This is a genomic window from Mesorhizobium sp. GW821-FHT07A06 (assembly GCF_059419085.1).
Window position 1 is genome coordinate 165227 of record NZ_JBWKRC010000014.1, and the last position, 26155, is coordinate 191381.

A 26155-nucleotide genomic window follows, 5' to 3' on the forward strand; every position below is an offset into this window, starting at 1 on the left:
GAAAATTCGCTTCTTTCCGCCACTTGTCCAGAAATTTGTTCCCGGATTCGTCGGCGGAGTTGCAAAAGTTTTATAACATATTACACTTAGCGGCAACCCGGGAGCAGCGGAGCCGTGACGTGAGAATTTGCTGGATTCATCCAACCACCCGTAATGACGCCCTCGAACCGCTATGGGCTAAGCTCGACGAGGTGGTCCGGCCCGTGCTTAACAAGGAGACGGAACTGGAGTTCCGCTTTCTGCCCAGGAGCGGCAATTTCGTCCGCTCCCTCTATGCCGAGCACATCAACTCTGTCCACATCGTCGAGGCGGCCATGCAGGCCGAACAGGACGGTTTCGACGGCGTCTTCCTGGGCTGCTGGAACGACCCTCTGTGGGAAGCGCGCGAAGTGCTCGATGTCCCCGTTGCCTCCGTCAGCGAGCAGTCCATGCTCGCCGCACTTTCCCTGGGCAGGCGCTTCGCGGTGGTGACCGTCTCCCAGAAGACCTCCGTGTCGATCGAGAATGACCTGCTGGCCTATGGCCTCAGCGATCGTGCGATCACCCGGCCGGTGCGCAGCATAGCCCCCGAATCCGACGGCGATCTGCTGGCGGGAGCGGTCAACGACCCCTACAAGGAATTCATCCCGCGCGTCGAGCAGGTGGCGCAGGAATGCATTCGTGACGGCGCCGACGTCATCCTCATCGGCTGCGCCTATTATGGCCCGCTGCTGCGCGCCGCCGGCTACGCGGAAATTCCTGGGACCGGCGTCCCTGTCGTCGATTCCAGCACCGTGGCGCTGAAGTATCTTGAGACGATGACCGACATCGCGCTGCAGACCGGCCTGGTCAAGAGTAGGCGCCTCCAGCTCAAGCCTCCCGCCAGGGATGCGCTCGACCGGGCCCGTCAAAGCCTGGCACTCGCATAATCTTATCCAGATCGCGCAATTCGAAACGTGAGCGTGCGTGCAATGTCCCTGGCAAGTCCGATCGACAGCGAACTGCAAGGCGTGGTGTGGAAACGCACCCTGAAGGAGCACGTGCATCGCTATCCCGCTCTTTCCGGCACCGAGGAAGCCGACCTGGTCGTTGTCGGCGCGGGATATTGCGGCCTCAACATCGCCATCCATGCCGCGAAGGCGGGGCTGAGCGTCGCGCTGGTCGAGGCCGGCATCGTCGGCAACGGCGCATCGGGCCGCAATGGCGGGTACAATGTCCCCCAATTCCCCGGCGCCATAACGCCATCGGCGGTCCAGGCGATGATCGGCCGAAAGAAAGGCGAGCGCCTTTCCGCCCTTGTCCTTGACGGCGCCGATGCCGTTTTCCGCCAGATCGAGGCCTACCAGATCAACTGCTCGGCGGTTCAGAACGGCTGGGTGCAGCCGGCCCATTCCGAGGCGTCGCTTGGAAAGGTCCGCCGGGTCTTCGACGAATGGAAGGCATGGGGCGCGGATATCTCCTGGCTTTCGGCGGCCGACGTCGCGGACCTCGTGGGAGCCTCCGGCTATCTGGGCGGCTGGTCGAATCCGAGCGGCGGCACGGTCAACCCCTACGGGCTGGCGATAGGCCTGGGCCGCGCCGCAAGCCAGCATGGCGTCAGGATTTTCGAACGCAGCCCGGTCGATGGCATCGACGATACGCCCCAGGGCGCTGTGGTGCGCTGCGGGCCAAACCGCGTGCGCGCGCGCCGCGTGATCGTCGCGACCAACGCCTATACGGGTGACTTCCTGCCCGAGGTGCAGCGTTCGGTGGTGCCGGTCTATCTCTATCACGCCGCGACCAAGCCGCTTAGCCAGAAACTGCGCAAGGAGATATTGCACAGCGGCCTTTGCTTCACGGACCTGCGCAAATCGGGCGGCTTCGGCCGCCTCGACGACGACGGGAGGCTGATCTCGGGTGGCGCTGTCTTTGCCTTCGGCAACAAGCGCGCCTACGGCATTGCCCACGCCCGAAAGAGAATGCGGCTGCTCTTTCCCCAACTCACGGCCGCCGATGTCGAATTCGACGACTATTGGGAAGGGTATTGCGCGGTCACCGACAGCTACCTGCCGCGCATGCAGCGCCTCGGCCGCGAGGTGTTCTCCGTCGTCGGCTTCTCGACGCGAGGTGTAAACCTGGCGCAGAATCTGGGCCGGGTCGTGGGTGAATTCGCGGCCGGCAAGCTGGCGCTCGACGACATCCCGGTCGAGGTAGCCGAAACGCGCCGGGATGTTCCCTTCTGGCGGATCAAGGCGCGCGCCGCGCGGCTGGTCTTCCCTTACTATCAGGCGAAGGACCGGCTCGGACTGAGCTGAACTGGTCCTTCATATTCTCGATCCGGAGCGTGTGATGGCAAACTACGATGTTCTTTTCCAGCCGTTGCGGATTCGCAACCTGACAATCCGCAACCGATTTCTCTCCACCAGCCATGAACCGGGCTACGTGCTGGCCGGCGACATCACCGACCGTTACATCGCCTATCAGGCCGAGAAGGCCAAGGGCGGGGTCGGACTGACCCAGTTTGGCGGAGCCACGGCGGTCTCGGCGGAAAACTCATTCTACTATGGCCAGATCAACGGCTCCGTCGACAAGGTCATCCCTCAGTTCAGGAAGATGGCGGCGGCCATCCATGAACATGGCGCCCTGTGTACCGTGCAGTTGACGCATGGTGGGCGGCGCGAGCGCTGGGACCTGACCAACTGGTTGCCAACCTTCTCGGCCTCGCCACTGCGCGAGATCATCCACGGCACCTTTCCCGCGACCATGGAAGACCACGACATCCGCAGGACCATCGACAACTACGCCGCGGCCGCCGCGCGCGTTCGTGATGGGGACGTCGACGGTGTCGAGATATCCTGTCAGGCCGGTACGCTGATCGAGCAGTTTTGGTCGCCAGCCATGAACAACCGGACCGACGGATACGGCGGCACGTTGGCCAACCGTATGCGCTTTGGACTGGAGATTCTCGAGGCGGTGCGCCGCAGACTCGGCGACGACTACGTCATCGGCATCAGGATGCCGGGAGACGAGATGTTGAAGGGCGGCCTCTCGCAAGATGACTGCATCGAGATCGCCAAGACCTACGCGGGCAGCGGCCTGATCGACTTCATCAGCGTCGTGGCGGCCCAGGCGGTGGACTACCAGTCGGAAGCCAGGATCTGGCCGACCATGTGGGTGCCCTCCGCCGCCTACCTGCCCCTGGCCAAGGCCATTCGCGACGAGGTGAAGGACAAGGTCAAGATTTTCCACGCCGCGCGCATGACCGATGCGGCGACCGCGGAGCATGCGCTGAAGAGCGGCTCGGTGGATATGGTCGGCATGACGCGGGCGCTCATAGCCGACCCCTACCACATCAACAAACTGAAGGCGGGTGATGAAGAAAACATCCGTCCTTGTGTCGGCGTCGGCTACTGCGTGGACCGCGCCATCCGCGGCATCGACGCGCTGTGTGCGCACAATGTCGCGACCTCGCGCGAGGCCACGATCCCGCAGATCGTTCGCCCCGCCGAAACCCGCAAGAAGGTGATGGTCGTCGGCGGGGGCCCCGCCGGCATGGAGGCGGCGCGCGTCAATGCGCGGCGTGGCCACGAGGTCGTGCTCATGGAGGCCGCTGGCGAACTCGGCGGACAGCTTCTGCTGGCCGCCCGCGCGACCTGGCGCCGCGACCTCGCCGGCGTCACGACATGGCTGGCACGGCAGATGGATGTCCTGAAGGTCGATGTCAGGCTCAACACCTATGCGGAGGCCGACGAGGTGCTCGGCGAAAAACCAGACGCCGTGATCATCGCTACCGGCGGCCTGCCCAATGTCGGCCGCTTTGTCGGATCGGAACTCGCCGCCTCGGTGTGGGACGTCCTATCCGGCCAGAAGGCCGTTGGCGGCGATGTGCTGCTGGTCGACGAAAACGGAACCGCTTCGGCAGCCTCCTGCGCGGAGTTCGCCGCCGCGCAGGGCGCACGCGTCCGCATCATCACCCCCGACCGCGAATTCGGCCGCGAGATCGGCGGCACTAACCTCGGTGCCCATATGTCCGAACTCTACAAGCGCGACGTCCGTATCGAGACCGACACCCGGCTTCTCTCCTTGCGCAGGCAGGGCAACAAAGTCATCGCCGTCACCCAGAACACCTACAGCGACAAGACACGCGAACTGGAGCTGGACCACGTGATCGGCGACAACGGTACCTTGCCCAATGACGATGTCTATACCACCCTGAAGCCGCTTTCGCGCAATCTGGGCGAGGTGGACCTGCGCGCGCTTGCCGATGCCCGCCCGCAGACCATCCTTACCAACCCCGACGGGCAATTCTCCCTATACAAGGTCGGCGATGCCTGGGCCTGCCGCAACCTGCACGCCGCCATGCTGGACGCCGCCCGCATCAGCCATCCCCTGTGAACCCGTTCCATAGGCCGTCCGGAAGGAAACCGATTCGATGAGCACGATCACCCACGGAAACGTCGACTACCGGGTCGTTCCCCTCGAAAACTGTCTTGAGCTGGTGAAGCAGATTCAAGCGGCGGGTCGGCGCTGGCATTCCCATGTCCTGTCACCGGGGTGCGATTTCAACCCCTACGACGGCCTCTATGCCATAGTCGTAGAGGACGATGCCGACGGCGTGGTCTATATCGCCCCCTCGGACGGCTTTCCCGAGGTCGATAAGGTCTTCGTCAAGATGCTGCATGGCGACGATATTCTGGACGTGCAGGCGACGCTTGGCGAGAACGGCGAACTGGCAAGGACATCGGCGCTGCTTGCCCGCGTTGTCGAGATCAACAGCCAGGGCATTGCCTGGCACCACCACATGAACTTCCCCGACTGCGTTCTCAATCCGCACCGCGGACGTTGGGCGATCACCGTGGAAAGCGCCTCCGGCACGTTCTCGGAAAGTTACGAAGCCGAGCCGAAGTCGGTCCTGCGCGAGATCGAAGTGCTCTATTTCCGCAACTTGGCGAATGCCTGAACAGGCAGTGGCGGTTCCCTTGCCGTTGCCGCGCGTCAGGGCACGTCCCTGGGCACGGTGTCGGCGTCGAGCGGCTCCTGCCTGACGACCTTCCGGTGGAATATGAACAAGCCGGCAAAGACGATGATGCAGGCCCCGGCCAGAATCCGACTGCCCGGCACATCGCCGAAGACCAGGACGCCCAGCACGATGCCCCACAACAGCAGCGTGTATTGGAGCGGAGCTAGCATGGACACCGGCGCCAGCTTGATTGCACGGGTGATCATCAGATGTGCCAGGCAACCGACGATGCCGAGCAGCAGCATTGAGGCCGCCTGAGCCGGTGACGGCGTGATCCAGTCGAAGACCGCGAAGGCCATGCCGCCGATCAGCGCTCCGGTCATCTGGAAAACGCCGAGCGTCGTGTCGCTGGTCCTCGACAGCACCTTGTTGAGCATCAGCGCAACCGAATAGGAAATGCTGCCGGCGATCGGATAGATCGCGTCGGGCGTAAGCGAGGCCGACGAAGGGTCAAGTGCGATGACGACCCCGCCAAAGCCGGCCAGGATGGCGAGCCAGCGCCGCCATCCTAGCCGCTCGCCGAGAAAGACGTGCGACATCGCCGCGACATAGATCGGGCCGGCCATGTAGAAAGTGAGGACGTCGGCCAGCGGAAGGTGCACGACCGCAGCGTAGAAGAGGCCGGAATCGATGGTTGCCAGCGCGACCCGCAACACATGCAGCACTGGCCGGTCGACCTTCCAGAAGATTGGATCACCCTGTTGGTAGAGCATTGGCCCGAGAATGACGAAGGAGCCGATCGCCCTTGATGCCAGCACCTGGCCGACGCTGAAACTGGCAACGAGGATCTTGCCGAGCGCATCGTTCAGGGCGAAGAAGAAATTACCGAGCAGCATCAGTGCGATACCGATCCAGATCGCGTTGGCGTTCGCCGGACTGATCAGTCTGTGGAAGAATGCCGCCATGCCGATTTTACGATCCTCTGGGTTACGCGCTTCACACCCTAGGACGGCAGCTGGAAGCGAACCTCGCAGACGCGGGCGCCGGCGACGAACTCAATGCGCGCCGAGTTCGACCGAGCGGACGCGTGCTGCTTCCACCGTCCGCGCCAGCAGTGTATCGAGCCCGCCCTCACCCATCAGCACGGCGAGAGCAGCGGCGGTCGTCCCATTTGGGCTGGTGACCTGCCGGCGCAGTACGGCGGGGTCGTCGCTGCTTTTCCGAGCGAGCAGCCCTGCGCCATAAATCGTCTGCAGAACGAGATCCCGTGCCAGAGCGTCCGGAAGTCCGCCCGCTGTACCCGCCCGTTCCAAGCATTCGAGGAAGTGGAAGACATAGGCTGGCCCGGAGCCCGACACCGCCGTCACGGTGTGCATCAACGCCTCGTCGTCAATGAAGACGACCTTGCCGGCTGGAGACAAGAGCCGCTCCGCCAGATGCCTTTGCTGCTTGCTCGTCATGACGTTGGCGCAGCAAACGAGCATGCCGGCTCCCACCGCGGCCGCCATATTCGGCATGCAGCGCACGATCGGCACGTCTGTCCCGACAACGTCAGCCATTGCGGCGATCTCGATGCCTGCGGCTACCGAGAGGAAGAAGGCGCCGTCTTGCGCAAAACGGAGATAGGCCGGCAGCAGATCGCACAGATGTTGCGGCTTGACGGCGAAGACGATGGCTGCCGGATCAAACCCGGGCGGTATTCCGCTGATATCGACGGAGGCCGTCGCGCCGATAGCCTCGGCGCGCTCCCGAAGCGCCACCACCGGCTCGACTATATGGGCCTTGACCATCCTTTCCCCTGGAAGCCACCCAGCCAGAAGAGCGTAGCCCATGTTGCCGCAGCCGACGATCAGCACGTCGATCGGTTTATCTGCTTGCCTGACAATTTCGGTCACTAGCCAGACCCTTCCTGAGTGAGCGAAGAAAATGTTATGACGAATTTGTTATAAAATCAACTCGGCAATTCGGGCCGACCACATTCTCACCGCTCGATCAACAGGCACTGTATCGTGAGGTGGTTGCCTCCAACATTTACAGGCTCGTCGGTTCAAGCGAGATCGACGTGGTCAAGGCCGCGATGTACGAAATCGGCGCCAAGCTAGGCGCTGCGAAATTCACCGAGGTCACCTCGCCTTCCATTTTCGGAAAGCTTCGATGCCGCATTCGAATCCAGTCAGTCGGGAACGATGGACGACTGCGTTTCGACTTGTCGCTGCATGAGAGATCGGCGAACGGATTCTTCTGTTCGGGTGAACCGAGATGACGATAGTAGTCGCCATAAAGGGTTCGCAAGTTCCCCATATTTCGGTTTCCAGTCGACGCCGAACGGTCTGGCCTCCCCTTCTCGGGTGCAATTCTGTCCAACCAATATTTATGCACCGCACGCGCGTCGTCGCGTGTGATCTCTCCCATCGGCTTGTCGCCGAAAAGGTGATGAAGACATCGACGCTCATTTGGCGCTTTGCCTTCCATCGTTTCTTCTGATCAGAACTTTTGGTGCGGAGTCCGTCGCGGACGATCTCGTCGAAATAGAGCTTCAGCGCTTCCGAAATCTTGTCGTCAGGACGGGACACAATGCCAGTAACAGCGTCAACCACGGGAGAGCTGGCAGGCTCTCCGATCGTGGCCTCGGCCCGCTGTAGGATGGTATCCAGCGGCTCGGCAACGAGGATGTCGGTGAGCGGCCGACAGACGAACCCTAGCGCCTCTGCACGCTTGATAGCGCGCTGGTAACGAATGTGCGCAGCTTTTGGGTTTCGCCCAACATAAGAGACGACCATAGCGTTGTCGGCGGCTTCGTGGAGATCGCGTGACGTACGCGCCTTCAAACGGTCAGTGGTGTCCAAGGCGCGGCGTACGAAAGCACCGCAACCATCGAGCTCTCGTAGCTCCTTTGGGACTCGTCGGTAGTAGTGGAAGCGGTCGCCCCTCTGTTGCAGAAAGCGATCAGCATGGCGCAAGCGCGAAATCAGATAGCGCTAATTTATGCAGCAGAACCAATAACTTGCGGAAGAAGCCGGTGGTACCGTTGGCTGGGATCAATCCCTTCTGCAAGATCTTGTTTTTATTGCTTTTTTTCTGCCTTCAAGTTCGATTTGTATCACAATAGGTAGCACAATATGTACCACATTCTCGGCGAACGAACGGACCGCAGGCGAGTGTCGAAGCCACGGCATCATCCTAGCACAATATCGGCCTCGACGTTTCGACCTAACAGCTTTGCGGCAGCGATCCGATGCAGCCGTGGTTGCGAACAATGCCATAGATGACCGCCGGCTCACCGGTCCACACCGAGTTCATGATCGCCTAGGCGCGATACTACGTGGCGTCATTATTTGAGTTGGCCGTGGATGTTGTCATTGTCGCGATGAACGAAGGACGATTTGGCAAATGGCTTGATATACTCGACGCCATGGGATTGGACCAAATCCGTGGAATCCAATTCATGTCGAGCCAAAGGCGGTCACGGACCTTTATGACATTGGCAGGGCCACGTTCGGCGATGCTCCGCGCCAAACCTACGCTGATCCGATCCGGTCGTTAATAGCTGTTCGTGCAAAGATAGAGAGCCAAGGAAACGCTGATTTCCTAGCGTATAGCTGGGCGTTCCCGGCAGAGTTCCCAGCAGATGAGAACAGGAGACCTCCGATGTCATCGAGATCTCGCTCGGCTGGAACCGCTGCTGGCGGGGGACTTCCCGCCTTCGACATCTGCAAGGACCGCACCGAAGACCAACATTCCATCGTGATCGCCGATCAGATGCTGGAACATGTCCAGCGTCCACTGGCAGCGGTATAAGACATACACGCCATCACCAAGCCCGGAGGCTGGGCGATGGTGGCGACACCCTTTCTGTTTCGCGTGCATGCCAGGCGCCACGACTACAACAGATGGACGCCCACCGGCCTGAAGCAGCTGATGGTCGAGGTCGGCTTTGCCGATGCCAATGTGAAGGCTTACGGCTGAGGCAACAAGGCCTGCGCCAGGGCCCCACATCGGTGGCCCTGTGCGCACCTATGGCCTCTGTCGAGACCTCAGAAACGACGAACAATACCCGCTAGTGGTGTGGGCCTTCGTAAAGAAGGCGACAGCGGGGCCTCAATAATTGCCGTTGTAATATCGGTCGTCGCAAGGCGCCGTGTAGATGCGACCGTAGCGGTCCTGGTAACGGCACATTTCCTCGCCGCGCCGCTGCGGCGTAGTGGCGGAGCCGACGACGGCGCCGAGCAGCGCGCCGCTGGCCGCGCCGATAACCGTGCTCTTGGTGTTGCCGCCGATTGCCTGGCCGACAAGAGCGCCGCCCGCTCCGCCGATGAGCGCGCCGGTGGTGGCCCGCTGCTGGCCTTCGGTCTGCGTCTCGCAACCGGCAAGTGCGGCGGTCATGAGGACAGCCAAAATCGCTTTCTTGATGTTCATCTGAAGTACCTCCTTTTAGGCCACGCAGGCCGATACCCGGCCAAGTGCGGCCGCATTGCGGCGGAACAGCGGCGGGGCGGGTCACGATGTGAGTCAGGGTTTCCCGGCAGTTGAAGGCCATGGTTTCCAAACAGAAAAGCCGGGCATTCGACATAAACTGGAGAGGTGTTTTGAACCAAACCACAGGCTGGTGTTCGCTAGCATGTCCGATCGGCAGGAGCGCAGGCAATGGACGAGACAGCAACGACCCTGAAGGCCCCTTCCGGTAGGCGTGTTGTGCGTGCGGCCCAATATCTGCGGATGTCGACGGAGCACCAGACCTACTCGATCGACAACCAGAAAGATGCCATCCGCGACTATGCCGAAATCATGGGCTACGACATTGTCGCCACGTACGAGGATGCCGGCCGCAGTGGTCTGAACCTCGGGGGTCGCCCCGGCCTTCAGCGATTGCTGGCCGATGTCGAGAGCGGAAGAGCCGATTTTGAAACGGTCGTGGTGTATGATGTCAGCCGCTGGGGACGTTTCCAGAATATCGATGAAAGTGCCGTTTACGAGTACCGGTGTCAGATGGCGGGCGTCCGGATCGAATTTTGCGCTGAGCAGTTCGCAAACGATGGCAGCATCGGATCCGATGTCCTCAAAGCAATAAAACGTAGCATGGCCGCTGAGCAAAGCAGAATGCTCTCGCAAAAAGTCTTCATTGGCCAGGCGCGGCTGATCCGCATGGGCTTCCGGCAGGGCTCAAAGGCAGGCTTTGGCCTTCGGCGCCTGCTTATCGATCAAAATGGGCGCCCAAAGGGCATCCTCTCGTCCTACGAATACAAGAGCCTGCAGACGGATCGGATAGTTCTAGTGCTCGGGCCGGCTGATGAAATCGCGACAGTGAGATGGATTTTCAGTCACTTTACCAGAACGCGGAAGACAGAACTTGAGATGGCAAGGCTACTAAACAAGCGCGGCGTGCTAAGCGACTTGGGGCGCCCATGGACGCGAGAGTCCGTGCACTCGGTGCTGACCAACGAAAACTACATTGGTAACAGCGTCTGGAACAAGCATTCGTCTAGGCTCAAAAGCCATCAAGTCCGCAATCCCCCCGAGCAGTGGGTGCGGGTGGAAAACGTCCTGGAGCCGATCGTCGACCGCAAGCTTTTCAACCGAGCGCAGACTGTGCTTAAGACCATCTATCGCCACCTGACCAATGACGAGATGCTGGCCGCCTTGAGGGCGCTTCTGGCCCGCCGCGGCGCCTTGTCCATGCGCATTATCAACGCCGCACCCGACTGCCCGCCGGCCGGACGCTACAGGTTGCGTTTTGGAACCGTCGTCAAAGCGTATGAACTGATCGGATATGAGCCGGCCATGAACTACCGTTACATCGGCGTGAACCGGCGCCTGGAGACAATGAGGCTGCAGGTTATCCGGGATCTCGTGGGCGCGATTGAAAGGCAGGGCGGGGTCGCGGGCTACGACATGGCAACGGACCTCTTGCGGATGAACGAGGAGATCGCCGTGGCAATCGCAGTAAGCCGCTGCAAGGTTTCGGGCTTCGGCTATCCACGCTGGTTTGCGAAGGCCGATCGCGATCCGTTGCCGGACATTGTCGTCCGGATCCGGATGAATCCCGGAGACCTTAGTATCCGAGACTATTTGATTGCTCCCGCGCACGAGATCGCAGGCAAGTCGGAACTGCGAGCCATCAACGGGGCGCGGCTGGACACCTATATTTTTCCCACGCTCGACCCGCTTATCAGGCTGGCGGAGCGAGAGTCTGTCGGGAGCGCGGCTTGGTCTTGAAGCGTTTAACCAAGGAAGACGCTTATCGTGCGCTGGAAAACAGCGGCGACAGACATGCGAGCAATATTGCCGCCGGTCGAATCGGATCCAAGAAGAGGTTTCGTGCGTACGAACTTTTGGTGACCTACGACGTGGAATGCAAACGCATGCGCGATTTCGTCACTGAAGCGGCAGAGTCTGAACAGAGCCTGGCCCAGATCGTAGCGGCGCTCCACCTGATAATGAGTGACAGGCAACTTTGCGCCATGCTGGTGTCCGAAGGTCTCGGGACAATGCCGAGGCTACTGGCACGCAGGTTGCGTGGCGGGACCCACGAGCCGCGAGCCCTGGCCAATACAAGCGAAAACCGGATGCCTGTTAACGGAATTTGTCCTGATGTCCTCGACCTGCTTCGCGACGCCCCGGTGAAAGTAAAGACCTTCGGGTTACTGCAGAAGGTGCTTCCAGCCAGGCAATTGGAGATTGCCCTGCTGATGGTGGCGATGGACCGGGTCAGGATCCCCTACGCGAGACTGCTGGTCGCTCTGACACCAGAAGCCCTTCTGGCAAAGGATTTCAATCTCTCAACGATCACGGCACAGGGTGAAAACGAGCGCGGCCCGATGGTGCTTGAGGTCGGCGCGCTGAGCCTTGCGGTTCTAAGCGCCGTGGAACAGCGCGGCCATGTGGGTCTGGAGCTAGTCGCAGCCAGCCGCTATCTTGGCAGGATGATGGATAATTCCAGGGTGGTGCGATATCTCGCCCGCAATTTTCCTGGCCATTTTGAAGAGTTTCACAATTTGTCGGTGCTCTTCCGCACATAGGGGATTCCTTCAGTATTTCTGCAGGAACACAACAACTTATCCCACAAGGTGTTCCTACTTTCGCTGGACTAAGAGCCGATTGGAGTTTGGCGGTGCGCGAGGGAGAAGCTCAGTCATCTCGAATAGAGGAACCATGGTTCTTTCGGATTCAGATGTTCCCTGCTTGGCCTTCAGAGTTGCGATTTCCTCGTCGCGCCTTGCAATCCGGCTCTCCAGATTGGCAATGCGTTCGGTTAGGAAAAAGCGGCCGACGATGAACCCTCCGCCTCCAGAAAGGACAGCGAAAGTAAGGAAGGCTATCGGGTTGGCGATCACCAGAGCCCCATTGGTCTGGAAGAAATTGATTAAGTCGTGCATTGCCATCACCCTCAATTTCTTGGAAGTCTATGTATCTCCAGCCGAACTGGGCCGCCCCTCTGGCAATTCGTGCAGAACAATGCCCGCTCGACTGTGCTGAATAGCGCAGCTTTGCCATACCGGCGGATAAGCCCAGCCGGCTTCACCTCGGCATGATGCGAGCACTTCGTGCACCAGGCCCGCAACGTGTGCCACTCGCGAAGGTCGCCAAGAGCGACATCCAGGCCAGCATGTACGCTGCCGTTGATGATCGTCTGAGGCGGGAGCTTTACCTCGCCAGGCGTCAGGATTTTCTCCATCACATGGCGGCTGTTGTAGTGGATCAGCAGCATCCCGGGGCGACGACGGATGGCGGCTTGCCAGGCGGCCATGCTCACGGTGAAGTCCGAGGAGCGGCTGATGGTTTCGAGAAGGGTCTTTTCCTCCTCGCTGTCCCAAACCTCGATGCGATAGGTGTCCTCATTGCTGGTCATAGCGGCCGCGTCCGGTGCCAGCCACGGGTGAAGCCGCTCGAGACGGCCGCGCGCGACAGGGAAAGCTCGTGCTCAAGCTCGGCGTTTCTGGCGATGGCCTTCAGCAAGGCCACCACGGCGTCGCCGCCGGCCGCCTCAATTGCGCGCTGAGCAGCTCGTTCCAATTCGGACACAGCTTCGCCGTTCGGCGCGTTTTGGCGCTTTCCCATTACCCTTCCTGCTCAGATGCACGTCAGAAATAAGGAACATATTCCTGTGCCGTCAAGCACGGACTTGACTCTATGTTCTCTTTTCGTTCACTATTGGCGCGATAGCCACAGGAGGCAGGCATGGACGTCATCATGCGCGCTCGGGGCGCATCACCCGAAGAAATGCAGCGAGGCTTGGAAGCTGCGAGAGCCGTTTTCAACCGCGCTGGAATGACGGCTGAACGGGCCGCAGGCGGCGCTTTTGCCGTCGAGGGCTGGGATGAGATGGGCTTCCCGCCGGACCAGGAGCCGTCGGAAGCGGAATATGCCGCTGCCGACGTCTGGTACGAAGCCAACAATGCGGCGCTGCAGGCATGCTGCGAAGGCTGGGCGGAGGAAAAGAGGCTGAGAGCGTTTGGGTTGGAATTGCTGTTCGATCCTGCAACCCAATTGGCCGATCGACCGGCGGCGCTGGCAATGCTCCGCGCCTTTACGGCTGCTGAAGACGGCAAACGCGAATTTTGGAACTCCCAGATCGGCATACTGGCGGACAGGTTGGCGGCCGATCTGGACGATTCGCGTGATCTGGTTGCAGCCGTGACCGTTGCCTATACCACACTGGCGCTTTCAGGCTTCAGGCCCGAAGAGCCGATCGAGCCCAAGCGCCAAGCCGTCTATGCCGCCATTGATGCGCTTGAGGCGGCAATAGAGAAACCGACGTCGCACTGATGGTCAAGCGCAACCGCAGGATTCCGGCGCCTTCCGTGATCGATCGCGATTGGCCTCACCAGGTTGCTCTGCCCGACGACATCTGCACCGATCGGAACTTCACGGTGATTACAAGGTTCTGCCAGGATCGCGGGATGGCATTCCAGGTCAGGCAGGTGCAGGCGGTGTGGCCGAACGGCAAATATGAAAGCTATCGGCTGCACTGCTTTGCAGACGCCGCCGCGGCGAAGACGTTCCGCGATCATTTCGCCGGAGAAGCGTTCGATCCGAAGCGCGATCGGGAGAATGGCAAGATACGTGGCTCCTGGCGGCGCACCGATGACTACAGGCGCATCCTCGATCTCGGCCCGCTCCGTGTCCCCGAGATCCTACGCAGCTAGAGGCAGATCATGTGCGGACGATACACCCGATATCTCTCATGGTCGGAAATCCACCGGCTCTACCGGCTGACCGCGCCCGCCGAGACCGGCCGCAACGACGAGCCTCGCTACAACATCGCCCCGACGCAGGACGTGCCTTTCGTCACCGCCAGCGAGAATGGAAACCACCGCCTGAGCGAGGGGAGATGGTGGCTCGTTCCGTTCTGGGCGAAGGAAATTCCAAAGGCGGCCATGTTCAATGCCAGGATCGAGGGCGTCGACACGGCGCCCGCCTTCCGCGACGCCTTCAAGACCAAGCGCTGCCTGATCCCGGCCGATGGCTTCTACGAATGGACGATATCGCCGGCCGACGGCAAAAAGGATCCCTGGCACATCTACCAGCCCGGCCACGCGCCCTTCTCGTTCGCCGGCCTTTGGGCCTACAATTCCAATCTCGACATCACCAGTTGCACCATCATCACCGAGCCCGCCGGCGAGCCGATGATGAACCTGCACGATCGCCAGCCCCTCATTCTCGACCCGGCCTATTACGATGCCTGGCTCGACCCGTCGACGCCGAAGGAATACCTGAAGGACATCCTCAGCCACGACATCGACGGCCAGCTGCAGTTCAATCGCGTCGGTCGTGACGTCAATTCGACCGTCATCAACAAGCAGCCCAACGACCACCCTACCCTGGTCGGGCCAATCAACCCGCTGTGAGTGACGAACCCGCGAGGCTTGCCGAAGGCATGACGCCAGCACCGCGCGACCGCGCCAAGGTGCTGGCCACACATGCGAGCATGATGGCTGCGGGAAGATTGCCGGCTGGGGATTTGCTCGGCCTCGAACGGAATCGCACTGGTTTTGCTTCGCGCACCGCGGCAACGGAGATCGGTATCTTTAGCCGCGCCCTATTCGGACAGGCCCGGGTCGAAATGCACGATCGCGTCGAGGATGGTGCGGTAGAGACTGTCGACGTCTTCGTCGATCTCGCTGCGCTTGATGCCGAGCGCCCTGACGTCGGCGATGAGTTTGTGGGTCAGCTCATCAACGGAAACGACATCCGCCCTTGCGGTCTCGGGAACATTGTTCGCGATCCACTGGTCGAGAAAATTGATGCCGCGCGTGCTCATTGAGCCATAAGCTCGACCGGAGCTTTAGGTTCCTGCCGCCCCGTCGACGGCGTCTTCATCGACTTCAGCCTCCATATCAGGGCCTACAGGCTTCGGCTGTTCGCCGAACGCCACGCCGTCGAAGCCCTGCAACCAGGCGTCGGCATGCTCTTGCCAGAACTCGGGCACGACGCGCTCCTTGCCGTCCTTGCGCGCTTGTGCGCCGTACATCCAGGCGTAGTTCGCGCGCTCCTGGTCCTTCTTTGCGACGGCCATCAGCGTTCCCCTTACCGGCCGAGCGGCTGCTTTGACACAGAGAGCAGCTCGGTCTCGTCTTTGATGCCGGCCATGTAATTGACGATGATGCGGGACGCGAGCGCGTCGCGCTCCTCTGTCCGAAAATCCGTCTTGAGTTGGTCGAAAACACGCCCCAGCAGTTCAACCTCGGATGGATCAAAGTTGCCGGCCTCATGGGCCTTGTGTCGCATTGGCATCGGTCTCTCCTCAGCAACCGGATGCCCAATAAAAGCACAGCGTCTGCCCGAGGCAAGCCCTCTCAATTCTCCTCCCAGTAGTCCAGCAGTCTCGCATGTCGCAGCTTCTCCTCGCTCTTGAGCGTCTTCACGCGCCCTACCAGGCCAGGCTTCAGCCACTCGGCCTTTTCCTTCTTGTGTCCTTTGGGAACGGGACCGCCGACCTTGCCTTGCACACGGTCCCACAGGGCTTGCCTCTTGTCGGCCCTGAAGCTCACGAGCGCGCCGCCTTTGTAGCGGCCCTTGTCAGCCATTATCACCTGGGCGGCTTTGCCGGGATCTCGCTGCACGCCAATGATGTCCATCTGCTTCTCTTCGAAGCACTTGATCTTGCGCCAGGCCATCGTAGGGCCGCTGCGATAGGCGCTGTCCTTCCTCTTGGACACCACGCCCTCAAGGCCGGCCTTGTCGACGAGATAGACCGCCGCGCCAGTGCCCGGCAGCGCCTCGCTGAACTGTATTCGCCCACCCTCCGGGATCATGCCTTGCAGGATCTCGCGTCGATCGACCAGCGGCATGGCTCGCAGATCGTGACCATTGAGAACCATCAGGTCGAACGCGACAAGATACAGATCGGGGGAAGGCCGGCGGCGACCAATGATGCCTTGCAGCGCGTGGAAATCGGACAGCCCGGCCGCATTGATCATGATGGTTTCGCCTTCGAAGATGAAGGTTTCGGCCTTGACCGCGGCGGCTTCCTCGACAAGGTATGGATACCGAGCCGTCCAGTCGAAGCCGTTCTTTGTCAGCATCCGAATCCCGTCTTCGTCCTTGATGACCTGGGTCCGGTAGCCGTCGAATTTTATCTCGTGACTCCAGTCGTCACCCCCCGCCGGGGTGTCGAAAAGCTCCGGCTCCATCGGCTTGATAAAACTCAAACGCATACGCTGACCCGCACAGACCGCGACTCAATAAGCTTGAGCTAAAATAGTTCCCAAACTCGGAAACCAAAATTTCCTTGGGGCGTTCTGGCGCTCGAACGATCGGGAGGTCTTGTCATGGGAACGTTTCTACCGGTTTCCATCAAGCTCGTGGACGCCATAAACATGAGGGTATCGTCCATCTGCGAGGCGGAGATCGCGCTAAAAGGTCGATGGCGAAACAAGGACGCAGCACCTTATAAGGACGCTTGCCGACTAATAGCTGCAGCCAAAGAGGGCACCTGCAAACCAGCTATCGCTTTTGCGGCGTTCAAGGCCGCGGCGATTGATCAAGGACTATCGCTGCCATCTGACAGAAGTGCCGCACTCAAAATGCTCGATGACGTGAGCAAGGACATGCAGACATGACGAAACTATCTGAGTTGGGCCCGCCCATCCCCGGCAAGCTGCACGGCGGCGAGCCAGAACGGGAAGAGGACACCTTCTACCCTTGTCCCTACTGTGGCCAGATAGTCGACCAGCGCGACTTGCGCCAAGTGATGTGGCACGAAGGCCCGGGGCACGAGCCGCTGGCGGCGGAGGATGGGGCAACAATTTTGATGTTCCCGGAGGTCCGGGGTGCCCCCTAGAAACAAAAAAGCCCGCCGGCCGGAGCCAGCGGGCTTTCGAGAAGGAATTTTGCTGTCTCAGCCTGGGGGTATGATGACAATCACCGAAGGGGTGGAAACTGCCGTAACCTTCGAGAGACGTTCGCGCTTCATCAGCGTAGGCTTTTCATATGACTTTTTCATCTGGTTGTCCTCGCTTTTCCCTCGATGCAAAATGTGTTCGAGGTGGCCATTTTTGTCAATCCGGCTCGCCTCTGCTGATGACGGCTCGCCGCCACTGGAAAGCCCGCCACCTTTCGGCAGCGGACACAGACAAGGGTGGAACTCCCACTGCATGGCGGCAGTGCAGCCTAATTTCGTCAGCAGGAAATTGTTCAGCAAAAAAAGCCCGCTGTTCTTTGGGGAGAGCAGCGGGCAAGTTTGGAAGTGCGCTGGGATCATCCAGCGTCGCACAACGAGCGGCGGCAGCGTTGGTTGCGGGAGCTTGATCCGGCACCGGCCGACACTAGGTACCTGCCGTCAGCTAGCCCAGCGCAGCACGGTCGATATGTCCCCTTTGCTTCGTATTTTAGAATATGCCGTGCTCATCGCGATGATCGCATTCGCACTATGGGTCTTCACCAAGATCGGCGAGACAGTAATGATCTGATTTCTGAGGGCCCCTAATCGAAACGCAGGCCTGTGTCTCTAAGGCATTAGCATTCAGGCAAAGGTCATTAATGCCCAATCCACGTCATCTGGGGCCATCCCCTTCGGGCGCCAGATGTCGGATCAATACGCGGTGACGAGCGAAGCGGGGGCAACTTTACTAGTCGGTATTTGCCTTCCACGAGCAGAACGCCAGTGTAGGCCCAGTAATCCACGGAAAGTTGATCCAAGGCAAAATAAAAGGAGTTGCAGAAAAATCACACACTTTCAACAGGGTTCCGGCTATTATCATATGCGAGGGATTATTCTGGGTTGGGAGAAAGTACGTGAACAAATTCTTAGCAGTTCTGGCTGTTGCCGCCCTGTCGGCAAGCACCGCCTCCGCAGCCGACATGGTAGCGCCGATCGCGGGGTCGACCTATGACTGGAGCGGTTTCTACGTCGGCGGCCATGTCGGCTTTGCCAATGGCGACATCACGGCGACGGACGTAACGGAGCCGAATGGTGGTTTTTTCACCGACGCCGTTCCGGCCGGCACGGAAGGCTTTGACTTTAACAAGGGCGGCGTGGCCGGCGGTATCCATGCAGGCGCGCAATGGCAGTGGGGCCAATGGGTTCTGGGCGGCGAGGCCACCTGGACGGCAACGGGTATTCGCAAGACTATCACCAGCCCCTACTTCCCGGACACAGACACAGAGACCGCCAAGATTTCGAATTACGCGACGGTCGTCGGCCGCGTCGGCTATGCCTTCGATCGTGTGCTGATCTACGCCAAGGCAGGTTATGCCGGCGGCAAGGTGGATTTCCGCGCGCGAGACAACGACGCCCTCGTGACCTACGAGAAAAACGAGTGGCAGAACGGGTATGCGCTCGGCGCCGGCATCGACTATGCCGTCACGAACAACCTCTCGTTGGGCGTGGACTACACCCACGTTGACCTCGGCCATAAGACGAGCACGGGTAACAACGTGTTCGATGACGGTCACCTCGGTGACAATCCCGAGACCTATCGCACCAAGGCCAAGGTTGATGCCGTGATGGCCCGGCTGACCTACAAGTTTGGAATGGGTCAGTAATTTTTAGCCACAAAGCCAAGAAGAAGGCCCGGCAGATAGCCGGGCTTTTGCGTTTAAGTGTCGGAAAAACGCCCGCTGCCGCAGCTCGTCCCGCCCACTATGTACCCGCCTTGTAACTATATCTCGTCAAACCGACCTTCGCGGGTCGGATGACGCGCGATGGCGGCCTCCTCTTCATCGTCAGGCAAGGCATCGTCGCTATTCTGATACGCGTTGTCATCGTCTTCCTCGGCAACTCCGCCATCTACTTGAATACCGGCATTGGTCTCGGCTGTTGCGAGGTTCTCGTCGCCTTCGGGTTCGATGCCGATCGTCTCGCCCTCACCGTGGACCTGATCGCGGTCCCAGTCGTTGGTCTTGTCGGGCGTTTTGACGACAGCTTCTCGAGTCTCCCGGTCTGTGTCCTTTCGGGGATCGGTGCCGGGAATATCGCGCGATGATTTGGGTTGCACGGCGTGGTTCTCCTTTGAAGCCAAACCACTTCAGACATTCAAGGTTCCCTCACCCACCGCGCAGCACTCGCCATATATCCGTCCAGTACGCCGTAACCAGCGATGCCAGCGCCGCCGCCGCCATCCCAGTTTCCCCAAGGCGCCAAGCCCCATGAGCTTCCAGCGTGTCACCTCGGCCGTCACTTCCTTGACGCTGGTCATGTCGGCATTGAGCTTGCTCACCGCGCTTTCGGTGGCGCTGACGCGCTCCACCAACTCGTCGGTCTTCTGATACATCTTCGCGCGGCTGGCGGCGGCGCGCTGTTCCGACTGCTCATAGCTTAGGGCGGCGCGGGAATCGCTGTCCTTGATGTCACGACGGATCTCGGTGATGTCGCGTTGCATGTTCTGCGTCGCCTCAAGGAGACCGCCGATCATCATTTCGAGGCTTCTGTTGGATGGTCCCGGCATGTCCCGCCTTTCACTGCGCTATTTCAGTTCGGCACGGCGCGCGGCGCTGGCCTTGGTATGCAGATCACATTCAGCCCTGGTGTAGAGCTTCACGGCGCAGCCGGGCGCCACGGTGCGGTCGATCCTGTTCTGATCGGCCATTGCCCTGTGCTCGGGGAAGGCTGTTACCCGAGGGCCGCGCGTAGCGGCGCCACACCGCTGACGCCCGAAGTCGAACACGCCGCCAGCGTCAATGCACGTCAGAGATATGCGAGCGTCGATGCCCTTGTGAATCGCATCCTGATTTCCTCTCTCGATTTTGGCGCGGACCTCGTCGGCGCCTTTGTACTTGATGAATTCGTAGACCCCGAGCGCTGCGCCCGAAGCGACAAGCCCGATGGCCGCCCAGCCGATGACACCGCCGACCAGGCGCGAGACGCCTAGCTGGTCGCCAAGGAGCGGATGAGAAAGCTCATGCCGGAGCCGTGCCGAGGGCCGCGGCAAGCCGCTTGGCCTTGCGGTTGGCGTACCAGCGATATCCGGCACCGCCGAGCAGCAGCACCGCACTGATGACGGCCAGGACCAAGACAACCTTCATGATGAACTCGCTGCCGTAGGACATCGGGGAAAGCTGGTTCTGGAGATTCTGCAGCGTGCCGGCGATGCCGCCGCTGCCGATGCCGGCGCCGACCGCCGCGTCGGCCGGCGCGGTCGAAGGCGGCGCCTCGGCGTCCTCGACAAAAGCCTTCGCCTGGCCTCCGTCGTAAAAGCTGGCGGCTTGCGGCACCTGGCCGGTTGCCCACGCCTGACCGATCGAGCGGACTTCGGCGACGCGAGCTGTCCAGCCACGGCCAAAAGTAACGAAGGTGCCGAGTCGCTTCAGGAAGTCCATGCGCGCGTTGCAGATGCGATCGATCAGCGCGTCATTGTTCTTGTCGGCTTTCAGCGCAGCCAGCGTGCCGACGCCAAGAACGCCGTCGACCGGCCCGGATCTCGCGCTGACCGCCGGGATGGCGGAATTCCCACATCCATTGCTTTCCCAGCCCGGTGATTTCAAGTGCGTCGAAGGGCGGATGTTCGCGGCGCAGGAAGAGCACGGCGCTCCATCCGAAAATGACGAAGGCAATCAGCAGGCTTGCGACCGTCCAGGCCACTTCCAGCTGCAGGCTGCGGGTCCGTTCGATCGGCCTTGGAGCCGGCCCGATATTTGATGGCGTAGAAGACGACGAGGGTGGCCAGGAAAACGCCCAGCGCAAACGTGAAGGCGAGCAAGTTCAGCGCTCGCAATTAGACCCACAATTAGACTGATAAGGCGTCGGAACTTTGCATCGCCGATCGATTGACGAGCCCGTCATTTCTGGCGAAACGCCGAGTGGAACGACACAACCAACGGGCCTAGTATGTAGTCGAGCGCGGTGCGTTCCTCGGTGACGATCATGACCGCTGCTGGCATGCCCGGATACAGCGCAATCTGTGGAGCCGCCGCCAATTCCGCCGGATCGACCGCCACATCGGCGAGATAGTAGGGAAACCCGGTCTTGCTGTCGGTAATGCGATCCGCCGAGATGCGGGTGACGCGGCCGTGGATTATGGGTATCGAGCGCTGCTTGTAGGATGTGAAACGAACTTCGGCAGCCATGTCGGGTCGCAGGTTTGATATGTCCTCGACGCGAATCTGCGCCTGGACGATCAGCGAATTCTCGGTCGGCACGATGTCGAGGATGGTCTGACCCGGGGCAACGATCGCGCCGATCGAAAAGACGCTGAGATCCATCACCTGGCCGTCATAAGGCGCGCGGACTTCGGCCCGGTCCATCGCAGCCTGGGCGGCAAACATCTTGGGCACAAGGTCGGCAAGGTTCGATTGCGTGTCGATCAGCATCGCCGACAGCTTGGCTCGGCGTTCAAAGGTCAATTGCGCGATTTGGCTCTCAAGTTCGGCTTTGCTCTGTTGGCTGCCGCCGATCGCACCGAGGTTCTCGTCGATCAGGCCTTGCAGATCCGAGGCGGACCTTTCCAGTTCCAGGATGCGCGGGCGGGTCGTCAATCCGGCCTTGAGCAGCTTAGACAGGCTGGCCTTCTCGTCGATCGTCGATTTCAGCTGGGCCTGGTAGGATTCGACCCGAGACTGCTTGCCCTGGATCTGCTCCTCAAGCTCGGCAATTCGCCGATCGAGGATCTGTTTGGCGCCGGCCATCGAGGCACGCTGGCTTTCCAGATCGGCGATCTGGTTTGCCATTGCATCCTTGAGATAATCCTCGTGCTCCTTGAGAATGTCCTTGGGAAAGGCAACCGCCTCGCTGCCGTCCAGTTCGGCCCGGATCCTGGCATCGGTTGCACGCAACAGTGCATATTGCTGGGCATAGAGATTGAATTCGGACCGAATCCTGGTGTCGTCCAGCTTCAGCATGATGTCGCCCTTCTTGACGACGTCGCCATCCTTGACGCGGATCTCCGTTACCGTTCCGCCGTCGAAGTGCTGTACGCTCTTGCGATTGCCTTCCACCTTGACGATGGCATCGGCGAGCACGGCGCCGTTCAGCGGGGCAAAGGCAGCCCAGCCGCCAAGGATGCCGAAAAAGGCGGCGATGATCAGCAGGCCGATATAGGCCGGCACGCGGATCGAATCCGGTGCCAATATGCCGGCCTCGCCAGGCAGGCTTCGGTAGGTAAGGGCGCCGTCGCTCATCGATCTCTCCGGCCACGGCTCATTGGGTTGCCACCGCGATTGGAGCCGCGCGTTGGTTGAGAAGCGCCACGATCTCGTTTCTCATCCCGAAGGCCTCGACGGCGCCATCACGCAACAGAAGGATCTTGTCGACATTCGCCAAGGTCGAGGGCCGGTGCGAGACGATGATCACCGTGCTGCCGCGGCGCTTAAGTTCAAGCGCGCAGTCGCTCAGCGCGCGGTCGCCATCGGCGTCGAGATTGGAGCTCGGCTCGTCGAGAATGATCAAGTTCGGCGTTCCGAACACCGCCCGGGCAAGAGCGATCCGTTGCCGGTATCCTCCTGAAAGAACCGCGCCGCCTTCGCCGATCTGGGTCTCGTAACCCTGCGGCAGGCGGATGATCATCTCGTGCACGCCGGCGAGCCGAGCGGCCTCGATCACGTCCTGGTCGACATTGGTCTTGAAGCGGCCGATGTTGGCGGCAACCGTATCGGAGAAGAGCTCGATATCCTGCGGCAGGTAGCCGATGTGGTCGCCGAGCGCGTCGTGCCCCCATTGCGACAGGTCGGCCCCGTCGAGCCTGACGGTGCCGCGGCTGGGTTGCATGACACCGGCAAGATGACGCGCCAGGGTCGACTTGCCAGCGCCGGAAGGGCCGACGATCCCCAGCGCCTCGCCTGCTTCCAGCCGGAACGATACGTCCCGGAGAAGCACTTTCTGCTGGCTGGCGATTGCAAAGCTGACCTGTTCGACCGAAATCTTGCCGCTGGGCTTGGGCAGGTTGAACGACCTTTCGTTCCGCACGCCACCGTCGACCAGCTTTTCGACCCTTGCCAATGCCGCCCGCGCCAGGATCAGGCTGCGCCAGAGGCCGACGATCTGCTCGACTGGCTGCAGCCCCCTGCCCAGCAGGAGGCTCGCCGCGAACATGGTGCCGCCGGTAATCTGCCGTTCGATGACCAGATAGGCGCCGAGGCCGAGGATCAGCGACTGCATGGTGAGCCGCAGGAAACGGATCAGGCCCGACATCAGGGCGGCACGGTCGCTTGCCTCCGCCTGGCGTCGCAGCGCCAGGTTGCGGTCACGCCCCCAACGGCGGATGAGGCCATCGATCATCCCCATGGCGCGAATGACTTCCGCGTTTCTGAGGCTCATCTCGGTAAAGTTATAGTTGGTCGTCGCCATGTCGTTGGCGTGCTTCAGCGGCGAACGCACGAGATACTCGTTGAGCACGGCCATGGCGATCAACAGCAGTGAGCAGCCCAGCGCGAAGAAGCCGAGCCACGGATGCAGCAGGAAGATGATGCCGATGTAGATGGGCGACCATGGCAGGTCGAACAGGGCGTGGATGCCGCTGCCGGTGATCACCTGCCTGAACGTGTCGAAATCGCGGATCGGCTGGCTTTGCGAGGCGCCCGACGATGGGGTCTCGACAGACGCGGCGAGGATTTTTGCGGAGAGCAGCCGGTCGAGCCGTGCGCTGGCACGCGTCAGGATCCAGGCGCGTACCAGGTCGAGGCCGGCCAGCGAAAGGAAGGCCGCCAGCAACACCAGGGTCAACATGACCAGGGTGGTTTCGCTGCCGCTGGTGACGACCCGGTCGTAGATCTGCAGCATATAAAGTGGGGAGGCCAGGTAGAGCAGATTGATCGCCAGGCTGAATGCCGCCGCGACCAGGAAATAGCGGCGGCATGCCCGAAGCGCATCCTTCACAATTCGAGACTTGCTATCCAATTCCATAACCCCACTCGATACTCGTCAGGCCAGGGAGCCGCCGCGGACGGCGGCCCTTTCGCTCACATCACCAAGTCGCTTGAAACCGCCCCGCCGCCGATGCCCGTCAGCGTGAATTCCGCAGGATTGTACGAAACGACGGTGTGGCCATGGCCGTCATCGGCAAGCTTGAAGCCGTTCGCATCATAGGCGCCCAACAGATGCAGCGCCGTGCCGTGGGTGCCATCCGAAACGGTCAGCGTTCCGCCGCTGCCATCCTGGTTTGCCTGATAGACGGCCGTCGTTCCCGAACCGAACAGGATATCGGCGAGGTCCAGCCTGTCATCATTGGTGATGCCGCCGATCCGTCCGCTGTAATCGAAGGAATCGTTGAGTTGCAGCGTACCGGCAGCGTCGTGCCCGAAGGTGACGTCCGTCGACGAGGCGCCGCCAAACTCCAGCTTCGACAAATTACCGATCGTCGCATCGCCGGTGCCGGTGACCTGGCCGTGAATGACGATATCGCCGCCATTGGCCCAGAGCATGCCTGAATTCGCCAAGCCGCCGGTGATCGTCAGACCGCCGGATCCCGTTGCTTCCAGCGTTCCGGAGTTGATGACGACGCTGCCTCCGGTATCGATGACCAGGGCATTCGAGCCGGAGGCGATGATGGTGCCCCTGTTGTCGAGGCTGAGCATGCCGCCGCCCAACTGGCCGGCGCCCGAGATCGTGTTGTCGACATTGACGAGAGTGACGTCCGGTCCGGTGCCGGAGATGATGTTGGCGGCGCTGTCGGAGAGCAGGATCTGCCCGCCGCCCTGCAGGGTCACGCCGTGCTGGATGACCTGCAGCAGCGTATCGCCACCGGTGGAGTCGAGCGAGATGAGGCCGCTGTTGTTGATTATGCCGCTCAGCGGCAGCAGAGCGCCGTCGCCGATCGTCATGGTGCCTGAATTGTTGACCACCGGCGTCTGGTCGAAGACGAAATTACTTCCAGTCAGCGCGCTCGAGTGCACGCCGTCCAGCGTGATCGACTGTCCGTCGCCGAGCGTTATCACCGCATTGCCATGGGCATCGTCGGCGATATGCGTCTGGAGGTCGGCAAAGTCCGCCAATCCATTATAGCCGATGAGATCGATCTGGTCGGCGGCCGCATCGAAATTGTGCACCGTGTCGGCGCCGATCGGTTGCGAGAAGACGAAGAGATCGTTGCCGTGGGAGCCGGTCAGCACGTCGTCGCCGGACCAGGCAAAGATCGGTGAACCCGGCGCGTAGGCCTCGACATTGTCGGCGACCGACGCTGTGCCCACGGTGCCGTCGGCGTTGATCCAGCTCATCTGGACGTCGAGCACGGCCGCCCCGGTAAAACTGGCCGGTGTCGTGACGGTCAGCCCGTGCAGGTCGTTGGTCTGTATCGTCCAGCTTCCGTCGGCATTATGGGTCGCGCCATCGATGGTCCAGCCCGAAGGCACGTCCTTCACCGTGACGGTAATGAGCGCGCCTTCATGTGATGGGTCGGTCAGGGCGAGATTGATGGGCTCGCCCGAGGTGCCGGCGGGCTTGAGGCCTGACGTGGTTTTCGCTGCGTTTGTATGCCCTGTGGTGTCCGTGAATGCTCCGCTATCAATATTAAGCGTGTAGGACGATCCGTTGTTGCTCCCCGCGCCTTTGTCGACCAGGAACGTGTATTGGGTGTGGGTCGCATTGAAGCTTCCCGACCCCGCAATCACGCTGACATTCGGCAAGCCGGAGACGTGCATCACGTCCGATAGATTCGCAAAATTCGCGTTGACGGCCGATGTGAACGTTATCGTCACGGTGCTTGGGTCAGCATTACTCCCCTGTTTTCCATCCACGACGGAGGAAATTAGAGTCGTACTGGTGTCGTCCGTGCCGTTCACCGTAATGGTCAGGTTGGCGGATGACGTGCCGCCATGGTTGTCGGAGTTGGTGTAGCTGAAGACATCGGTGACGCTGGCGCCTGCGGCCAA

33 protein-coding genes and 1 pseudogene are annotated in these 26155 nt (G+C 60.9%); 15 read left to right on the forward strand and 19 right to left on the reverse strand.

Features of this window, described 5'->3' with window-relative positions:
- Positions 1 to 119 precede the first annotated feature (119 nt).
- The 4 genes from AC07SZ_RS30915 to AC07SZ_RS30930 are packed head-to-tail and all read left to right on the forward strand — an operon-like array spanning position 120 to position 4918.
- Complete coding sequence (locus AC07SZ_RS30915) at positions 120 to 908, forward strand: aspartate/glutamate racemase family protein (RefSeq protein WP_494917285.1); 789 nt, start codon at positions 120 to 122, stop codon at positions 906 to 908.
- 42 nt (positions 909 to 950) lie between these two features.
- A complete protein-coding gene (locus AC07SZ_RS30920) occupies positions 951 to 2273 on the forward strand; it encodes an NAD(P)/FAD-dependent oxidoreductase (RefSeq protein ID WP_494917286.1) in 1323 nt (440 codons plus the stop codon).
- 34 nt (positions 2274 to 2307) lie between these two features.
- Entirely contained in the window at positions 2308 to 4353 is a 2046-nt protein-coding gene (locus AC07SZ_RS30925) for an oxidoreductase (RefSeq protein WP_210261329.1), read from the forward strand.
- A 37-nt stretch (positions 4354 to 4390) separates the two neighbouring features.
- Entirely contained in the window at positions 4391 to 4918 is a 528-nt protein-coding gene (locus AC07SZ_RS30930; protein ID WP_172374467.1) for a hypothetical protein, read from the forward strand.
- 35 nt (positions 4919 to 4953) lie between these two features.
- Here the strand turns inward: AC07SZ_RS30930 and AC07SZ_RS30935 are convergent, their stop codons facing one another.
- The 4 genes and pseudogenes from AC07SZ_RS30935 to AC07SZ_RS30950 all read right to left on the reverse strand — a co-directional run.
- Positions 4954 to 5883 (reverse strand): DMT family transporter, encoded by a 930-nt coding sequence (locus AC07SZ_RS30935; protein ID WP_056566119.1) that lies wholly within the window; start codon positions 5881 to 5883, stop codon positions 4954 to 4956.
- A 90-nt stretch (positions 5884 to 5973) separates the two neighbouring features.
- The gene (gene proC / locus AC07SZ_RS30940; protein ID WP_274534543.1) at positions 5974 to 6813 is read right to left on the reverse strand and encodes a pyrroline-5-carboxylate reductase; all 840 of its coding nucleotides are present in this window, start codon (positions 6811 to 6813) and stop codon (positions 5974 to 5976) included.
- Between the two features lie 136 nt (positions 6814 to 6949).
- Positions 6950 to 7390 carry a hypothetical protein gene (locus AC07SZ_RS30945; protein WP_494917328.1) on the reverse strand — a complete coding sequence of 147 codons (441 nt, stop codon included), beginning with the start codon at positions 7388 to 7390 and terminating at the stop codon, positions 6950 to 6952.
- A gap of 398 nt (positions 7391 to 7788) precedes the next feature.
- Positions 7789 to 7878: pseudogene (locus AC07SZ_RS30950) on the reverse strand (hypothetical protein); the annotation flags it as partial.
- 688 nt (positions 7879 to 8566) lie between these two features.
- Here AC07SZ_RS30950 and AC07SZ_RS30955 point away from each other — a divergent pair.
- Positions 8567 to 8716, forward strand: coding sequence for a hypothetical protein (locus tag AC07SZ_RS30955; protein ID WP_494917289.1), 150 nt, complete (start codon positions 8567 to 8569; stop codon positions 8714 to 8716).
- A 36-nt stretch (positions 8717 to 8752) separates the two neighbouring features.
- Complete coding sequence (locus AC07SZ_RS30960) at positions 8753 to 8884, forward strand: hypothetical protein (protein ID WP_494917290.1); 132 nt, start codon at positions 8753 to 8755, stop codon at positions 8882 to 8884.
- A 132-nt stretch (positions 8885 to 9016) separates the two neighbouring features.
- Here AC07SZ_RS30960 and AC07SZ_RS30965 read toward each other — a convergent pair whose 3' ends face one another.
- Positions 9017 to 9334 carry a YMGG-like glycine zipper-containing protein gene (locus AC07SZ_RS30965; protein ID WP_494917291.1) on the reverse strand — a complete coding sequence of 106 codons (318 nt, stop codon included), beginning with the start codon at positions 9332 to 9334 and terminating at the stop codon, positions 9017 to 9019.
- A 228-nt stretch (positions 9335 to 9562) separates the two neighbouring features.
- Here AC07SZ_RS30965 and AC07SZ_RS30970 point away from each other — a divergent pair, with 228 nt between their 5' ends.
- Both AC07SZ_RS30970 and AC07SZ_RS30975 read left to right on the forward strand, forming a co-directional pair.
- The gene (locus tag AC07SZ_RS30970; RefSeq protein ID WP_494917292.1) at positions 9563 to 11131 is read left to right on the forward strand and encodes a recombinase family protein; all 1569 of its coding nucleotides are present in this window, start codon (positions 9563 to 9565) and stop codon (positions 11129 to 11131) included.
- The gene (locus tag AC07SZ_RS30975) at positions 11122 to 11934 is read left to right on the forward strand and encodes a plasmid partitioning protein RepB C-terminal domain-containing protein (RefSeq protein ID WP_494917294.1); all 813 of its coding nucleotides are present in this window, start codon (positions 11122 to 11124) and stop codon (positions 11932 to 11934) included. The genes AC07SZ_RS30970 and AC07SZ_RS30975 overlap by 10 nt, the downstream gene beginning before the upstream one ends.
- 54 nt (positions 11935 to 11988) lie before the next feature.
- On the opposite strand, the gene AC07SZ_RS30980 is transcribed toward AC07SZ_RS30975, so the two are convergent.
- Genes AC07SZ_RS30980 through AC07SZ_RS30990 form a run of 3 tightly spaced genes read right to left on the reverse strand, consistent with a single transcriptional unit; the run spans position 11989 to position 12973 of the window.
- Positions 11989 to 12297 (reverse strand): hypothetical protein, encoded by a 309-nt coding sequence (locus AC07SZ_RS30980; RefSeq protein ID WP_494917295.1) that lies wholly within the window; start codon positions 12295 to 12297, stop codon positions 11989 to 11991.
- A gap of 5 nt (positions 12298 to 12302) precedes the next feature.
- On the reverse strand, positions 12303 to 12764 hold the full coding sequence (locus tag AC07SZ_RS30985; RefSeq protein WP_494917296.1) for a hypothetical protein: 462 nt from the start codon (positions 12762 to 12764) through the stop codon (positions 12303 to 12305).
- Positions 12761 to 12973 carry a hypothetical protein gene (locus AC07SZ_RS30990; protein ID WP_494917298.1) on the reverse strand — a complete coding sequence of 71 codons (213 nt, stop codon included), beginning with the start codon at positions 12971 to 12973 and terminating at the stop codon, positions 12761 to 12763. The genes AC07SZ_RS30985 and AC07SZ_RS30990 overlap by 4 nt, the downstream gene beginning before the upstream one ends.
- 120 nt (positions 12974 to 13093) lie before the next feature.
- Between AC07SZ_RS30990 and AC07SZ_RS30995 the strand changes: the two genes are divergently transcribed.
- The 3 genes from AC07SZ_RS30995 to AC07SZ_RS31005 are packed head-to-tail and all read left to right on the forward strand — an operon-like array spanning position 13094 to position 14763.
- Positions 13094 to 13681 (forward strand): hypothetical protein, encoded by a 588-nt coding sequence (locus tag AC07SZ_RS30995; protein ID WP_172373840.1) that lies wholly within the window; start codon positions 13094 to 13096, stop codon positions 13679 to 13681.
- Positions 13682 to 13716: 35 nt separating this feature from the next.
- On the forward strand, positions 13717 to 14061 hold the full coding sequence (locus tag AC07SZ_RS31000) for a hypothetical protein (protein ID WP_494917299.1): 345 nt from the start codon (positions 13717 to 13719) through the stop codon (positions 14059 to 14061).
- A gap of 9 nt (positions 14062 to 14070) precedes the next feature.
- Positions 14071 to 14763 carry an SOS response-associated peptidase gene (locus tag AC07SZ_RS31005; RefSeq protein ID WP_494917300.1) on the forward strand — a complete coding sequence of 231 codons (693 nt, stop codon included), beginning with the start codon at positions 14071 to 14073 and terminating at the stop codon, positions 14761 to 14763.
- Between the two features lie 191 nt (positions 14764 to 14954).
- Here the strand turns inward: AC07SZ_RS31005 and AC07SZ_RS31010 are convergent, their stop codons facing one another.
- The 4 genes from AC07SZ_RS31010 to AC07SZ_RS31025 form a co-directional block, all read right to left on the reverse strand.
- Entirely contained in the window at positions 14955 to 15176 is a 222-nt protein-coding gene (locus AC07SZ_RS31010; protein ID WP_494917301.1) for a DUF768 domain-containing protein, read from the reverse strand.
- Between the two features lie 24 nt (positions 15177 to 15200).
- On the reverse strand, positions 15201 to 15431 hold the full coding sequence (locus AC07SZ_RS31015; RefSeq protein ID WP_494917302.1) for a hypothetical protein: 231 nt from the start codon (positions 15429 to 15431) through the stop codon (positions 15201 to 15203).
- Positions 15432 to 15442: 11 nt separating this feature from the next.
- Positions 15443 to 15643, reverse strand: coding sequence for a hypothetical protein (locus tag AC07SZ_RS31020; protein WP_494917304.1), 201 nt, complete (start codon positions 15641 to 15643; stop codon positions 15443 to 15445).
- A 68-nt stretch (positions 15644 to 15711) separates the two neighbouring features.
- Positions 15712 to 16572, reverse strand: coding sequence for an ATP-dependent DNA ligase (locus AC07SZ_RS31025; RefSeq protein ID WP_494917306.1), 861 nt, complete (start codon positions 16570 to 16572; stop codon positions 15712 to 15714).
- Between the two features lie 114 nt (positions 16573 to 16686).
- Between AC07SZ_RS31025 and AC07SZ_RS31030 the strand changes: the two genes are divergently transcribed.
- The 3 genes from AC07SZ_RS31030 (at position 16687) to AC07SZ_RS31040 (ending at position 18901) form a co-directional block, all read left to right on the forward strand.
- The gene (locus AC07SZ_RS31030; RefSeq protein WP_494917308.1) at positions 16687 to 16977 is read left to right on the forward strand and encodes a DUF982 domain-containing protein; all 291 of its coding nucleotides are present in this window, start codon (positions 16687 to 16689) and stop codon (positions 16975 to 16977) included.
- 294 nt (positions 16978 to 17271) lie between these two features.
- Positions 17272 to 17826, forward strand: coding sequence for a hypothetical protein (locus AC07SZ_RS31035; protein WP_494917310.1), 555 nt, complete (start codon positions 17272 to 17274; stop codon positions 17824 to 17826).
- Positions 17827 to 18151: 325 nt separating this feature from the next.
- Complete coding sequence (locus AC07SZ_RS31040) at positions 18152 to 18901, forward strand: outer membrane protein (protein ID WP_494917311.1); 750 nt, start codon at positions 18152 to 18154, stop codon at positions 18899 to 18901.
- Positions 18902 to 19017: 116 nt separating this feature from the next.
- Here the strand turns inward: AC07SZ_RS31040 and AC07SZ_RS31045 are convergent, their stop codons facing one another.
- Genes AC07SZ_RS31045 through AC07SZ_RS31060 form a run of 4 tightly spaced genes read right to left on the reverse strand, consistent with a single transcriptional unit; the run spans position 19018 to position 20674 of the window.
- Positions 19018 to 19353, reverse strand: coding sequence for a hypothetical protein (locus AC07SZ_RS31045; RefSeq protein WP_494917313.1), 336 nt, complete (start codon positions 19351 to 19353; stop codon positions 19018 to 19020).
- Between the two features lie 30 nt (positions 19354 to 19383).
- Positions 19384 to 19773, reverse strand: a complete 390-nt coding sequence (locus AC07SZ_RS31050) for a DUF1515 family protein (RefSeq protein ID WP_494917314.1) — start codon at positions 19771 to 19773, stop codon at positions 19384 to 19386.
- A 48-nt stretch (positions 19774 to 19821) separates the two neighbouring features.
- Positions 19822 to 20286: a hypothetical protein gene (locus AC07SZ_RS31055; protein WP_494917315.1), complete on the reverse strand. Its 465-nt coding sequence runs from the start codon at positions 20284 to 20286 to the stop codon at positions 19822 to 19824.
- Positions 20255 to 20674 carry a hypothetical protein gene (locus AC07SZ_RS31060; RefSeq protein ID WP_494917317.1) on the reverse strand — a complete coding sequence of 140 codons (420 nt, stop codon included), beginning with the start codon at positions 20672 to 20674 and terminating at the stop codon, positions 20255 to 20257. The genes AC07SZ_RS31055 and AC07SZ_RS31060 overlap by 32 nt, the downstream gene beginning before the upstream one ends.
- On the opposite strand from AC07SZ_RS31060, the gene AC07SZ_RS31065 reads away from it, so the two are divergent.
- Complete coding sequence (locus AC07SZ_RS31065) at positions 20673 to 20993, forward strand: hypothetical protein (protein WP_494917318.1); 321 nt, start codon at positions 20673 to 20675, stop codon at positions 20991 to 20993. The genes AC07SZ_RS31060 and AC07SZ_RS31065 overlap by 2 nt on opposite strands.
- A gap of 140 nt (positions 20994 to 21133) precedes the next feature.
- Here the strand turns inward: AC07SZ_RS31065 and AC07SZ_RS31070 are convergent, their stop codons facing one another.
- From AC07SZ_RS31070 to AC07SZ_RS31080, 3 genes are all read right to left on the reverse strand, one after another.
- Positions 21134 to 22471 carry an HlyD family type I secretion periplasmic adaptor subunit gene (locus AC07SZ_RS31070; protein WP_494917320.1) on the reverse strand — a complete coding sequence of 446 codons (1338 nt, stop codon included), beginning with the start codon at positions 22469 to 22471 and terminating at the stop codon, positions 21134 to 21136.
- 19 nt (positions 22472 to 22490) lie between these two features.
- Positions 22491 to 24185 (reverse strand): type I secretion system permease/ATPase, encoded by a 1695-nt coding sequence (locus AC07SZ_RS31075; protein WP_494917326.1) that lies wholly within the window; start codon positions 24183 to 24185, stop codon positions 22491 to 22493.
- 62 nt (positions 24186 to 24247) lie between these two features.
- On the reverse strand, positions 24248 to 26155 hold a 1908-nt coding region (locus tag AC07SZ_RS31080; protein ID WP_494917321.1), incomplete at its 5' end, for a beta strand repeat-containing protein.